Origin of the sequence: Burkholderia sp. BCC0506, assembly GCF_902833145.1 — a bacterium.
GTDB lineage: Bacteria > Pseudomonadota > Gammaproteobacteria > Burkholderiales > Burkholderiaceae > Burkholderia.
Genome location: NZ_CADFEN010000001.1, coordinates 745,632 through 758,729, shown reverse-complemented (window position 1 = coordinate 758,729; position 13,098 = coordinate 745,632). Strand labels below are relative to the sequence as shown.

At 70.9% G+C, this 13,098-nt stretch carries 12 protein-coding genes; 10 read left to right on the top strand and 2 right to left on the bottom strand.

Annotated features, from left to right (window positions below; genetic code table 11):
* The first annotated feature begins 7 nt into the window (after positions 1-7).
* A complete protein-coding gene (locus HWX62_RS03260; protein ID WP_006498383.1) occupies positions 8-331 on the top strand; it encodes a four-helix bundle copper-binding protein in 324 nt (107 codons plus the stop codon).
* A 10-nt stretch (positions 332-341) separates the two neighbouring features.
* Here HWX62_RS03260 and HWX62_RS03255 read toward each other — a convergent pair whose 3' ends face one another.
* On the bottom strand, positions 342-1,934 hold the full coding sequence (locus HWX62_RS03255) for an ATP-binding protein (RefSeq protein ID WP_175929879.1): 1,593 nt from the start codon (positions 1,932-1,934) through the stop codon (positions 342-344).
* A 268-nt stretch (positions 1,935-2,202) separates the two neighbouring features.
* On the opposite strand from HWX62_RS03255, the gene HWX62_RS03250 reads away from it, so the two are divergent.
* The 9 genes from HWX62_RS03250 (at position 2,203) to HWX62_RS03210 (ending at position 12,413) form a co-directional block, all read left to right on the top strand.
* Positions 2,203-2,565 (top strand): chemotaxis protein, encoded by a 363-nt coding sequence (locus HWX62_RS03250; RefSeq protein WP_175929880.1) that lies wholly within the window; start codon positions 2,203-2,205, stop codon positions 2,563-2,565.
* A gap of 184 nt (positions 2,566-2,749) precedes the next feature.
* On the top strand, positions 2,750-3,613 hold the full coding sequence (locus tag HWX62_RS03245) for a BON domain-containing protein (RefSeq protein WP_175929881.1): 864 nt from the start codon (positions 2,750-2,752) through the stop codon (positions 3,611-3,613).
* 47 nt (positions 3,614-3,660) lie between these two features.
* Entirely contained in the window at positions 3,661-6,462 is a 2,802-nt protein-coding gene (locus tag HWX62_RS03240; protein WP_244135936.1) for an ABC transporter transmembrane domain-containing protein, read from the top strand.
* On the top strand, positions 6,404-6,931 hold the full coding sequence (locus tag HWX62_RS03235) for a hypothetical protein (protein WP_034196537.1): 528 nt from the start codon (positions 6,404-6,406) through the stop codon (positions 6,929-6,931). Before HWX62_RS03240 ends, HWX62_RS03235 begins: the two co-directional genes overlap by 59 nt.
* Positions 6,932-7,115: 184 nt before the next feature.
* Positions 7,116-7,865 carry an SDR family oxidoreductase gene (locus HWX62_RS03230; protein ID WP_080331564.1) on the top strand — a complete coding sequence of 250 codons (750 nt, stop codon included), beginning with the start codon at positions 7,116-7,118 and terminating at the stop codon, positions 7,863-7,865.
* Positions 7,856-8,467 carry an HAD-IIIA family hydrolase gene (locus HWX62_RS03225; RefSeq protein WP_175929882.1) on the top strand — a complete coding sequence of 204 codons (612 nt, stop codon included), beginning with the start codon at positions 7,856-7,858 and terminating at the stop codon, positions 8,465-8,467. Before HWX62_RS03230 ends, HWX62_RS03225 begins: the two co-directional genes overlap by 10 nt.
* On the top strand, positions 8,464-9,666 hold the full coding sequence (locus HWX62_RS03220; protein WP_175929883.1) for a glycosyltransferase family 9 protein: 1,203 nt from the start codon (positions 8,464-8,466) through the stop codon (positions 9,664-9,666). Before HWX62_RS03225 ends, HWX62_RS03220 begins: the two co-directional genes overlap by 4 nt.
* A gap of 3 nt (positions 9,667-9,669) precedes the next feature.
* Positions 9,670-11,415: a carbamoyltransferase C-terminal domain-containing protein gene (locus HWX62_RS03215; protein ID WP_175929884.1), complete on the top strand. Its 1,746-nt coding sequence runs from the start codon at positions 9,670-9,672 to the stop codon at positions 11,413-11,415.
* Positions 11,412-12,413, top strand: coding sequence for a glycosyltransferase (locus HWX62_RS03210; protein ID WP_175929885.1), 1,002 nt, complete (start codon positions 11,412-11,414; stop codon positions 12,411-12,413). The genes HWX62_RS03215 and HWX62_RS03210 overlap by 4 nt, the downstream gene beginning before the upstream one ends.
* Before the next feature lie 13 nt (positions 12,414-12,426).
* Here the strand turns inward: HWX62_RS03210 and HWX62_RS03205 are convergent, their stop codons facing one another.
* Entirely contained in the window at positions 12,427-13,068 is a 642-nt protein-coding gene (locus HWX62_RS03205) for an RNA-guided endonuclease TnpB family protein (RefSeq protein ID WP_175929886.1), read from the bottom strand.
* Between the last annotated feature and the right edge of the window lie 30 nt (positions 13,069-13,098).

The window sequence follows — 13,098 nt, the reverse complement described above, 5'->3', positions numbered from 1 at the left end:
CACTGCGATGAACGATCGATACGACAACTGCATGGCCGCGTGCGACGCCTGCGCGCACGCGTGCGACACCTGTGCGGCATCCTGTCTCGCGGAGCGCGACGTGCATGCGCTGGCCGCGTGCATCGCGCTCGACATCGAGTGCGCGCAGCTGTGCCGCTTCGCGTCGGGCGCGATGGCGCGCCGCAGCGGGCTGGCACCACGCATTTGCGCGCTGTGCGCGCATGCGTGCGACCTGTGTGCGGCCGAGTGTTCGCGCCATGCGCACGAGCATTGCCGCCGCTGCGCGCTCGCGTGCGAGGCGTGCGCGGCGATGTGCCGGGCAATGGCCTGAGCGCGGGCGTTTACGGCGTGCCCTGAACCCGGCGCGCGACGCGCTCCAGCAGCGCGTCGAGGACGGCCATCTCGACGGGCTTCACAAGATGGTCGTCGAAGCCCGCGCGTTCGGTGCGTTCGAGGTCGGACGCGCGGGCATGGCCGGACAGCGCGACACACGTCGTGTCGCGCAGCGCATCGATCGCGCGAAGTTCCCGCAGCAGCGTGAAGCCGTCGACGTCCGGCATCGTCAGGTCGAGGATCATCAACTGCGGCGCGTAGTCGCGGGCGAGCGCGAGTGCGTCGGCCGCGTGGTAGGCAACGCGCGGCGCGTGTCCTTTCAACTGCAGCAGCACCGCGAGCGTATCGGCCGAGTCGCGGTTGTCGTCGACGACGACGATGCGCAGCGGCTCGACCGCCGGCTGCGCGGGCGCGACCGGCGCAGGCGGCGCGGCGGGTTCGTTGCGTGCCACGTGCGCGATCGGCAGCCATACCGTGAACGTCGCGCCGTGGCCGGGCCCGTCGCTTCGCGCGACGATCCGCCCGCCGTGCAGTTCGACGAACGACCGGCAGATCGCGAGACCGAGCCCGAAACCGCCGGACGGCGAGTGGCCCGACGCGCCATCCTGTTCGAACAGGTCGAAAATCTTTTCGAGCGCGCCGGGGGCGATGCCCACGCCGTGATCGACGACGTCGACCGCGACCAACTGCCCGTCGATCCGCGCGCTGACGTCGATGCGGCCGCCTTGCGGCGAGAATTTCGATGCGTTGTCGAGCAGGTTGTGCAGCACCTGCACGAGCCGTGCGTCGTCGCCGTGCAGCACCACGGAATCGTCAGGCAGGTCGACGCGAATCCACTGCCCGCGCGCGGCCAGTTTCGGCTGGATGCTCTCGACGCCGCGGCACACGATGTCGCGCACCGTGACGGGGCGATCGTCGAGTTCGACCTTGCCGGCCGTGATACGCCCGACGTCGAGCAGATCGTCGACGAGCCGCGTCAGTTGGCCGACCTGGCGGTTCACGGCGTCGCGGCACTGCGCGAGCGCGGGCGGCAGCTCGGGCAGGCTCTGCAGCACGCCGACCGAATTGCGCAGCGGCGCGAGATGATTGCGCAGCTCGTGCGCGAGCGTCGCGATGAACACGCTGAGCCGCTGCGTCGACGCCTCGAGTTCCTCGAGCCGCTTGCGCTCGGTCATGTCGCGCGTGATCTTGATGAAGCCGCACAGCTCGTGCGTCGCGTCGTACACCGGCGTGATCGTCACGCTCGCCCAGAACTGCGTGCCGTCCTTGCGCACGCGCCAGCCTTCACCCTGGAAGTGGCCATGCGCGGCGGCCAGCGCGAGCCCTTGCGACGGCCGGCCGGCGGCGATCGCGTCGGTCGGATAGAACAGCGAAAAATGGTGGCCGACGATTTCGCCGGCGGCGTAACCCTTGATGCGCTCGGCGCCGGCGTTCCACGTCGCGACGTTGCCGTAAGGGTCGAGCATGAACACCGCATAGTCGGTGATCGACTCCACCACGGTCTGGAACCGGAATTCGGCGAAGCGGTGCTGCAGGTCGCGCGGGTCGGACGAGCCGGGCGGCGGCGGATGCGGTTGGAGATCGGCGTCGTCTTTCTTCATCGGAGCGGCAGGTTGGAAATACGGGCGGCCCCAGGTCGCCGGCCCGCCGCCGGGCGCGCCGGCGGCGGCCATACGGATCGATTGGCACGTCCGAAAGCATAAAGGAACTCGAATCGGCTGATCAATGGGTGCGCATCGGCCGTGCCGTCCGCCGTGGCCGCCGTCGGCGCCCGGCGCGGCATGCCGATTGCACGACAGCGCAGTCCGCCGGCCGTGCGGGCGGCCATCCGGCCGCTCGCACGGCGGCAAGCCACGCAAGGAGGCCGACATGAACAGCACGCTGAATCCCGACAACGAACCGGCCGGCCCGGACGACGACAACGCCAGCCGCGGCCGCGACGGCCGCGCGCTCGGCCCGAGCGACTCGTCCGACAGCGGCAGCGATACGGCGGGCGCGCGACGCCATTCGTTCGACGTCGATTCGCCGCTGGACGACCACGCGCTCGAACGCGGCGACGCGTCGCTCGACAGCGACACGGATCGCGCCGGCACCGGCGAGCGCGCGTCGGCGGACGGCGATTCGACGCTGGAAGAAGGCGCCGACATCGAGCCGGACCGCACGGAGCGGCTGAGCGAACCCGGCCGCACGGACGAATCGGGCGAGCCGGACGAGTCCGGCGGCACGCCGTGACGCCCGGCACGCAAAAACTGCAATCGCGTTGCAGATTGGGGCGCCGGGCGGTGTCCCGGTGCGGCGACGCGCCACTGTCGCGGCGCGGCAACGGCGCCGGCACGCGATTTGCATTCACCCGACCGACGCGCGCCGCGGTGCGGCATGGGGCCGCGCGCGGCGCAGGCGGTCAAGGAGAGACACGATGCAACGACGATATCCCGGACGGTCCGGCGAGCGCGGCGGCCCGCCCGACTGGCACGAGCGCGACGAACGCGCGTACCGGGGCGCCGGCGAGCGCGGCATCCCCGACGATCCGGCACGCTGGCCGGAAGAAGGCTACGAGTCGGCTTACCGCCGCTTCGCGAGCGAGGATACGGGCCCGGAAGACTGGGGCAGCGAATGGAGCGAGCGCGCGGCGCGGCCGGCCGACCAGCGGCGCGGTACCGCGGAACCGGACTGGCCGCGCGGCACGCGCCAGCCGGCGCGGGAAGCCGAGCGCGGCTACGGCGACCCGGGCCGCGGTGCGCAGGGCCGCGAAGGCCGGTACGGCGACGAGCGCGCCGAATACCGCGGCCATCACCGGATGGGGTGGTACGGCGGTGAGCGCGACATGGGCGACCCGCGCGGCGACCCGCGCTACGGCGGCAGCGCCCCCGATCTGTCGCGCTTCGGTAGGGACACCGAACGGGATGCGCTGCGCCACCGCCGCGGGCCGAAAGGCTATACGCGCTCGGACGAGCGGATTCGCGAAGACGTATGCGAGCGGCTCGCGCATGCGCTCGAGATCGACGTGAGCGACGTCAGCGTGCAGGTGAAAGAAGGTCGCGTCGAGCTGGACGGCACGGTGCCGGCGCGCTGGATGAAGCACGACATCGAGGATCTGGCCGATGGCTGCCTGGGCGTGCGCGACGTCGAGAACCGCGTGCGCGTGCGCCGCGAAGGCGAACACGATACGGGCATGGTGCTGCATCCGGACCAGCGGACCGTCACGCCCACGCAGCCCGCCGCGCGCGACCCGGAGCCCGGCACCGTGGTGCGCGGCCGCGAACGTGAGCCGCGCCACTGAACGCCCGTGCGTGACACGACGCGACCCCGACCGCGAGCAATGCGTGCATGACGACCGGAATCGACGACACGCCCATCCAGGACAGTGAGGCGGCTGCCGGCCGCGACCGCCGCGGCCGCCGCGACGCGCGCGGCCTGCGGGTGCGGATCGCCGTCGAACTCTGGCGCGCGATCTGGCACTACCGCGCGCGCGTGCTGGCGGCCATCGTGCTGCTGGTGCTCGCGAAAGCGGCGGCCGTCTCGGTGCCGCTGCTGCTCAAGGACATCGTCGACGGTTTCGGCCGCACGGCCGGCCAGCCGATGGCGTGGCCGGTGCTGCTGCTGTTCGCGTACGCGGTCGTGCGTTTCGCATCGAACGCGCTGAACGAAGTGCGCGACATGACCTTCGTGCAGGTCACGCAGCATACGGTCGCGTCATTTACCGTGCGCACGTTCGGCCATCTGCATCGCCTCGGCGCGCGCTTTCATGCGCAGCGCGAGACAGGCGCCGTGGTGCGCGACCTCGAGAAAGGCACGGCCGGTATCGGCTACCTGCTCGGCGTCGCGGTGTTCACGATCGTGCCGACGGCCATCGAGATCGGCTCGGTGCTCGTGATCGTGATCGGCAAGTACGGCGGCGGCTTCACCGCGATCATCTTCGTCACGTTCGCTGTCTACGCGGCGTATACGGTCGTGTTCACGCGTCGCCGCATGCGTTACCAGCGACGCGTGAACGCGCTCGAGGCCGAGTCGAATTCGCGCGTGGTCGACAGCCTGCTGAACGTCGACACGGTGAAGTACTTCGCGCGCGAGGACGTGGAGCGCGACCGGCTCGACCGCGTGCTCGACGCATGGCGCGAGGCCGGCGTGGACAACCAGTACGCGCTGTCGGCGCTGCATATCGGGCAGAGCGCGTGCATCGGCGCGGGGATCGCGGCCGTGATGCTGCTCGCCGGGCAGCAGGTCGCGCGCGGCGCGATGACGATCGGCGACCTCGTGCTGATCAACGCGTACATCATCCAGATCAGCCTGCCGCTGAATGCGCTCGGCTTCGTGTTCCGCGAGGCGAACGACGCGATGACGAACATCGAGCGGCTGTTCGGGCTGCTCGACGCGCGCGGCAAGCCGGGCGAGGACGGCGATGCGCCCGGTGCGCAGCCGCTCGTCGTGCGCGGCGGCGCGATCGCGTTCGAGCATGTCGATTTCGGCTACGAGCCGAGCCGGCAGATCCTGTTCGACGTGTCGTTTCGTATCGAGCCCGGGCAGACGGTCGCCGTGGTCGGCGGCAGCGGCTCGGGCAAGTCGACGCTCGCGCGGCTGCTGTTCCGGCTGTACCAGCCCGATGCGGGCACGATCCGGATCGACGGCCAGGATTTGCGGCTCGTCACCGAGCGCAGCCTGCGCGACGCGCTCGGCATCGTCCCGCAGGACACCATCCTGTTCAACGACACGCTCGCGTACAACATCGCGTACGGCAAGCGCGACGCGACCCGCCGCGAAGTGATCGCGGCCGCGCGCGGCGCGCAGCTCGACGCGTTCATCGAGCGGCTGCCCGACGCGTACGACACGCGCGTCGGCGAGCGCGGCGTGCGGCTGTCGGGCGGCGAGCGGCAGCGCGTCGCGATCGCGCGCGCGTTGCTGAAGGCGCCGCCGATCGTCGTGTTCGACGAGGCGACGTCGGCGCTCGACACGCGCTCGGAGCGCGCGATCCAGCAGGAGCTGATGCGCGTCGCGAAGCATCGCACGAGCCTCATCATCGCGCACCGGCTGTCGACGATCGTCGATGCCGACCGCATCCTCGTGATGGAGCACGGCCGGCTCGTCGAGCACGGCACCCACGACGAGCTGCTCGAAAGCGGCGGCGTGTATGCGCAGATGTGGTCGCTGCAGGCGAAGCAGCGCGAACTGGAACGCACGGAGGCGAAGTTCGCGCGGCAGCCGGTGCGGATCAACCCGCTCGTGTCGCAGGTGCTCGATTCGCTGGCGGAGGCGGCGGCGCAGCGCGGCGTACCGGTGTTCCGCCATTTGTCGGACGAGGATCTGGTCGTCAAGGCCGATCCGGCCGCGCTGCGGCGCTTCGTGTGGGAACTGTGCCGCGGCGCGGTCGACGCGAGCAGCGGCGGGCAGCTCGAGGTGCGCACCGCACGCCACGACCCGGAAGCGCGGATCACGATCGCGTGCACGAGCGTCGACGCAACCGAACTGTCGCTGATCGATCTCGAACGCTTGCAGGACACGATCGAGGAGGCCGGCGGCTACGTCGTGCGCGAACGCGACGATACCGGCGTGATGCTGCACCTGTCGCTGCCGATCTGCGCGGTTGCGCCGGCGTCGGTGCAACCGGACGGCGCGGTGCCGAATCCGGACGCCGGCACGGCGGCCGCGGCGAAGCCGCTCGACGGCCTGCGCATTGCGTGCGTGGACGACCACGACGAGGCGCGCGAGGCGCTCACCGCGCTGCTGAAGGTCGCCGGCGCCGACGTGCATGCGTATGCGTCGGGCCAGGCGTTGCTGGACGATCTGTGGCGCGCGCGCCGCGCCGACTGGCCGGCGCTGCTCGTGTGCGACATCGACCTCGGCGACGACGAGGAGGACGGCTACACGGTGATGTCGCGCGTGCGTCAGCTCGACGCCGCGCGCGATCGCGACGGCCGTGCGCCGCTCGAAGCGCTGGCATTGTCCGGCCATGCACGCGATCGCGATCGCACGCGCGCGGTCGAAGCCGGTTTCCATGCATACCTGACCAAGCCCGCGGTAGCGGCCGACCTGATCGCGGCGTTGCGTGCGCTCGCGTTTTCCTCCGGAGAAATCCATGCCGAATCTTCTGAACCCGACGACACCCGAAGCCCTGAACGCGCGTCGCGGCGGTAGTGCGTTCGCCGACCGCCAGGCCGCGGTGGCGGCCGTCGAGCTGCTGCTGCCGACCCTGTCTGCCGCGCTGCAGAGCGACTTCGTCGGCGACAGCGGCTGCCTGCACATCGTGATCATGGACCCGGCGCTCGGGCCGCACGACGCGGCGTTCGAGGACGCGATCCTGTACGAGTTTTCGCTGCCGGACCCGAAGGACTGGGACGCCGACTATCGCGCGTATGCGCGGGCCAAGGCGCGGCTGTCGTGGGAAACGGGGCGCGACGGTCACGTCGTGCAGGCGCTCGAGCCGTACCGGCTGCGCGCGGGCGACACGAACCTGTGGGGCGGCGTCGCGCTCGGCGGCATCGTGGTCGGCGTGTCGGGCGCGCAGCCGTGGTTCGACGAGGCGTTCGCGGGCTGCATCGCGCACTGCCTGCGCGCGCTCGCGAAGCACCGCGCGCAGGCGACGCCGGACGGGCTCGCGATCTGAGCGGGGCCGCCCGGACCCGTTTTTACAGCCGGTTATAAAAAAGCCAGCGGGCGGGCGGCACGGCCCGATGCGGCGCGGGCGCGGGCAGGCCGGCACGGTTTTCGCTGTACCTCATGCATCGACGGTTGTCGCGACAAGCGTCGCCGTCAGTCAGATTGCTTTCCGACATCGACAGGAGGTGCAGGTGAACGCGACTCACGATCCAGCCAGACCGCCGCTCGCCGGCCGGACCGCACTCGTGACCGGGGGCGGCCGCGGTCTCGGCGAAGCCATTTGCGAAGAACTGGCGCAGCACGGCGCGCACGTGGTCGTCGCCGATCTCGACGGCGACCGCGCGGCGGCCGTCGCGCAGCGGCTCGAGCGGCACGGCGGGCAGGCGGTGGGCCGGCCGCTCGACGTGCGCGACGAGGCGTCGGTGCTGCAGGTCGTGCACGATGCGCGCGAATCGCTCGGCGAGCTCGACGTGATCGTCAACAACGCGGCGATCGACGTGACCGCGCCGATCGACGACGTGAGCGTCGACGCGTGGCAGCAGGTGCTGATGACGAACCTGTTCGGCCCGTATCTGATGTGCCACGCGGCCGTGCCGATGATGAAGGCGCGCGGCAACGGGCATATCGTCAACATCGCGTCGACCGCGTCCAAGCGCGCGTGGCCGAACGCGTCCGCGTACCACGCGACGAAGTGGGGGCTGCTCGGCCTGTCGCACGCGCTGCATGCCGAGCTGCGCCCGAGCGGCGTGCGCGTGTCGGCGATCGTCGCGGGCGGGATGCGCACGCCGTTCCTGCTCGACCGTTTCCCCGACATCGACGAGGACACGCTGCAGCCGCCCGAGCACGTGGCGGCCGCCGTGCGCTTCGTGCTGACGCAGCCGCCGGGCACCGTGGTGCCGGAGCTGATGGTGCTGCCGATGAAGGAGACGTCATGGCCCTGAAGCGCGAACGCCGGCTGCCCGGCGCGGTGCTGCTCGACAAGGACGGCACGCTGCTCGAGGACGTGCCGTACAACGTCGATCCCGCGCGCATGCGCCTCGCGCCGGGCGCGGCGCGGGCGCTGCGCACGCTCGGCGCGACCGGCATGCCGCTGGCGGTCGTGTCGAACCAGCCGGGCGTCGCGCTCGGCCGCTTTACCGAAAACGAGCTTGGCGCGGTCCGCCAGCGTCTCGCCGAACTGTTCGAAGCAAATGGCGCGACGCTGGCGGATTTTTTTTACTGCCCGCATCACCCGCGGGGCAGCGTGCCGCGCTACAGCTGCGACTGCATCTGCCGCAAGCCGCGCCCCGGCATGCTGCGCCGCGCGCTGGCCGTGCTCGGCGCGGTACCCGAATGGAGCTGGATGATCGGCGACATCCTCGACGACGTCGAAGCCGGCCGCACCGCGCGCTGCGGCACGATCCTGGTCGACTGCGGCCACGAGACCGAATGGCACGTCAACGCCGCGCGCACGCCGCACCACGTCGTCGACCGCGTCGATCTGGCCGCCGACATCGTCGTGCGCGAGGCCGTGCGCCGGCACGGCTCGTGGGTGCGGCGATGAGCACGGCCTGGAGCCGCGCCCGCCGCATCCTGTGCGTGCGGCTCGACAGCATCGGCGACGTGCTGATGACCACGCCCGCGCTGCGCGCGCTGAAGGAGAGCGGCACCGATCGCCAGCTGACGCTGCTGACCTCGCGCACCGGCGCGGCGCTCGCGAAGCATCTGCCGATGGTCGACGACGTGTGGAGCTACGACGCGCCGTGGGTCAAGCATCCGGACGGGCGCGGCGATCCGGTGGCCGATCTCGACATGATCGACCGGCTGCTGGCGGGCCGCTTCGACGCGGCCGTGATCTTTACCGTGTACAGCCAGAATCCGTTGCCCGCCGCGATGATGTGCTGGCTCGCCGGCATTCCGTTGCGGCTCGCGCATTGCCGCGAGAACCCGTACGAGCTGCTGACCGACCGCGTGCCGGAAACCGAGCCGGAAGCGCACGTGCGCCACGAGGTGGCGCGCCAGCTCGCGCTGGTGCGCGCGGTCGGCGCGAAGACGTCGGACTGGCGGATGGCGTTCGAGCCGGGCGACGCGGCGCGGCGCGCGGTGCGCGCGCGCCTGCAGGCCGCGTTGCAGCGCGTCGGCGGCGCGCGTGGGCCTGACCCGACGCGCGCACGCTGGCTGGTCGTCCATCCGGGCGCGAGCGCGGCGTCGCGGCGCTGGCCGGCCGAGCGGTTCGGCGAAGCGGCCGCCGCCGTCGCGCCGCTGTTCGACGGCATCGCGGTGACGGGCAGCGCGGGCGAACGCGCGCTGGTCGACGCGGTGTGCGAACGGGCGGGGCCGCGCGCCGTGCCGCTGGCCGGCGTGTTGCCGCTCGGCGAACTCGGCGCGCTGATCGAGACGGCCGACCTGCTGCTGTCGAACAACAGCGGTCCCGTGCATCTCGCGGCCGCGCTCGGCACGCCGGTGGTCGACCTGTATGCGTTGACCAATCCGCAGCACACGCCGTGGCGTGTGCCGCACCGTGTGCTGAACGCCGACGTGCCGTGCCGCAACTGCTATCGCAGCGTGTGCAACCAGCCCGGCCATCCGTGCCTGCGCGGCGTGGGCGTCGACGACGTGGTCGCCGCCGTGCACGCGCTGCTGCGCGGCAGCGCGCGCCATGCGCAACGCGCGGCCGCGCGGGCCGCCGCGCACGGCGACGAGCCGGTCGCGGCGCGCGCATCGAACGTGATTCCGTTCGCGCACGTCATCACGAGGAACTGACGCATGCCAGACCCGATCCATACGCTCGGCATCAACGCCGCCTTCCACGACAGCGCCGCGTGCATCGTGCGCGACGGCGTCGTGATCGCCGCGGCCGAGGACGAACGCTTCACGCACGTGAAGCACGCGAAGCGCCCGGTGCCGTTTTCCACCTGGGAGCTGCCTTTCCATGCGATCGACTATTGCCTCGCGGAAGCCGGCATCGCGCTCGCGGAGGTCGACCACGTCGCGTATTCGTACGACCCGTGGTTCGAGCTCGACCGCGAAGGCACGCCGCCCGCGCTGACCTTGCCGCTGTCGCCGTCCGCGCATGCGCCGCGCGAGGACGGCGCGTCGCCGTGGCATCCGCTGTTCCTGTCGTCGATCGTCAACGCGCCGCGCCAGCTCGCGGGCGGCGTGCCGCATCACCTGCAGCGGCGCTTTCGCGGCGTCACGCACGACGGGCCGTTCCGCTGGCATTTCATCGAGCACCATCTCGCGCACGAGGCGAGCGCGTTTCTCGCGGCGCCGTTCGAGCGCTGCGCGGTGATGACGATGGACGGGCGCGGCGAGCGCGCGACGACGAGCTACGGCGTATTCGACGGCCGCGCGTACCGGCGGCTCGGGCAGGTCAACCTGCCGCATTCGCTCGGGCTGCTGTACGAGCGCGTGACGCGCTATCTCGGCTTCCTGCACTCGTCCGACGAATACAAGGTGATGGCGCTCGCGTCGTACGGCAAGCCGGTGTTCGCCGACGAGATGCGCAAGCTGGTGCGGTATCGCGGCGAAGGGCGCTATGAGGTGGTCGACGCGGATCTGGCCGCGCGGTTCGGCGCGCCGCGCGAGCGCGGCGGCCCGATCGAGCCGCATCACTGCGACATCGCGCATGCGTTGCAACTGGTGCTGGAAGAGACGACGCTGCAGGCGGTCGACTGGCTGGCCGCCGAGACCGGCGAGCGGCAGCTCGCGATGGCGGGCGGCGTCGCGCTGAACTGCGTGATGAACGCGAAGATCCGCGATCGCGGCCCGTTCGACGACGTGTGGGTGCAGCCGGCCGCCGGCGACGCGGGCACGGCGCTCGGCGCCGCGCTGTGGACCGACTTCCGGATGCGCGGCGCGCGCGGCGACTGGCGGATGGACCACGCGTATCTCGGGCCGGCGTACGGCGACGAGGCGATCGAGGCGTTCCTGAAGGAAGCGCAGTTGCCATACCGGCGGCTCGCCGACGTCGCCGCGCAAACGGCCGCGCTGCTCGCGGCGAACCGCGTGATCGGCTGGTTCCAGGGGCGCATGGAGTTCGGCCCGCGCGCGCTCGGCGCCCGGTCGATCCTCGCGTCGCCGATCGACCCGGACATGCAGCACAAGCTGAACCGGATCAAGGATCGCGAGGATTTCCGGCCGGTCGCGCCGGTCGTGCTCGAGGATCGCGCGCACCACTGGTTCAGCGGCGGCCGGCGCACGCCGCTGCGCGCGCCGTTCATGCTGTTCGTGTACGACGTGGTGCCCGAGCGCGCCGAGAAGATTCCGGCCGTGCGCCATATCGACGGCACCGCGCGCGTGCAGACCGTCGACGAAGCGCAGCATCCGCTGCTGCATGCGCTGCTGACCGAGTTCGACGCGCTCACCGGCGTGCCGGTGCTCGTCAACACGTCGTTCAACACGCGCGGCGAACCGATCGTGTGCTCGCCGCGCGACGCGATCGAATGCTTCTGGACGTCGCCGCTCGACGCGCTCGTGATCGGCCCGTTCCTGCTGGAGAAGCCCAGATGAACATGCGCGCCACGCATCTGCCGCCGGTGGTGTCGGTCGTCGTGCCGACCTACCGGCGGCCCGACCTGCTCGAACGCTGCCTCGATGCGCTGTGCGCGCAGGCGTTCGATCCGACCGCCTACGAGATCGTCGTGGTGGACGACGATCCGGCCGGCAGCGCGCGCGCCGTCGTCGATGCGTGCCGCGCGCGCGTGACCGGCGTGCCGGCGATCCGCTACATGACCGCGCCCGACACGCAAGGCCCGGCCGGCGCGCGCAACGTCGGCTGGCGCAGCGCGGGCGGTGCGCTGATCGCGTTCACCGACGACGACACGATCCCCGATCCGGACTGGCTGCGCCACGGTGCGGCCGCGCTGCAAGCCGCGCCGTCGGCGGCGGCCGCGGCCGGCCGGATCGACGTGCCGTTGCGGCCGTGCCCGACCGACTACGAACGCGATGCGGCGGGGCTGGCGCACGCGGAATTCGCGACCGCGAACTGCTTCGTGCGGCGCGCGGCGCTCGAGCGCGTCGGCGGCTTCGACGAACGCTTCACGCGCGCGTGGCGCGAGGACGCCGACCTGATGTTCGCGCTGCGCGAGCATGCGGGGCCGATCGTCGGCGCCGACGCCGCGCGCATCGTGCATCCGGTGCGCCCCGCGCGCTGGGGGTCGAGCATCGGCGCGCAGTCGAAGGTGTATTTCGATGCGCTGCTGTACAAGAAGCATCGCGCGACCTACCGGCGCCATATCCGGCCGACGCCGCCGTGGCATTACTACGCGGCCGTGCTCGCCGCGCTCGGCGCGATCGGCTGTTTCGCCGCCGGCTGGCCGGCGCCGGGCATCGTGTGCGCGGCGGTGTGGGCCGCGATTACCGCGGGGTTTTGCGCGAAACGGCTGCGCGGCACGCAGCTCACGGTGTCGCATGTGGCGGAGATGATCGTCACGTCCATCGCGATTCCGCCCGTGTCGCTGTACTGGCGCATGCGCGGTGCGCTTCATTTCAGGGTGCTCTTCCTTTGACGCCCTCATCTCCCTAAAGGGAGAGGATTCCCACACCTGGCGATGCACGTCCGCATCGGAGAATGTTCAACGCAGCGTTGGTATCACGATCATGCACGACACCACAGTCACTACAAGCCCACTCTCTTGTTCGCAGTCCCGCGATACCTTTCGGCCGCGTCGTGCTGTCTTTCGACCCGCACGACGAACAGGACTGGGTCGAACCGCTTTCGTCGACTTCCTCGAACGTGGCCCCGTGCGCGATCGCCTTGTAGCGGAGCTTGTTTCGGAAGGACGACCAGGACGCGTCGTAGACGCTCTTTGCCATCCTGGTTCTGGCGAGCTCCGCGGCCGACACGTTGCCGATCGCGATGTAATCGAAACGCCGCACCAGATCGAGCGCGAGCTTGTGTTGGAAGTCGGCACGGGCGTTCGCGACCTTGGCGTGCAGCTTCGCGATATGCCGCCTGTGCTTTCGTGCTCGCTGCGCTTTCGCCAGCTTTTCCGCCGCGCGTCGGCCGAACGGGTCATTGGGCAGCTTCTCGCCGGTCTTGCTCCACTTGAGCGCGTGCTTCTGCGTGTCGTTGCAGAAGTTCCAGACGTAGTTCACCGCACGGCTCTGCTTGTTGAGCAGTCCGTTGAGCGATTTCACCCGGTAGCGATAGACAAGGATCATGCAGGCGATCCTGACCCGTGGAAGAAGCTG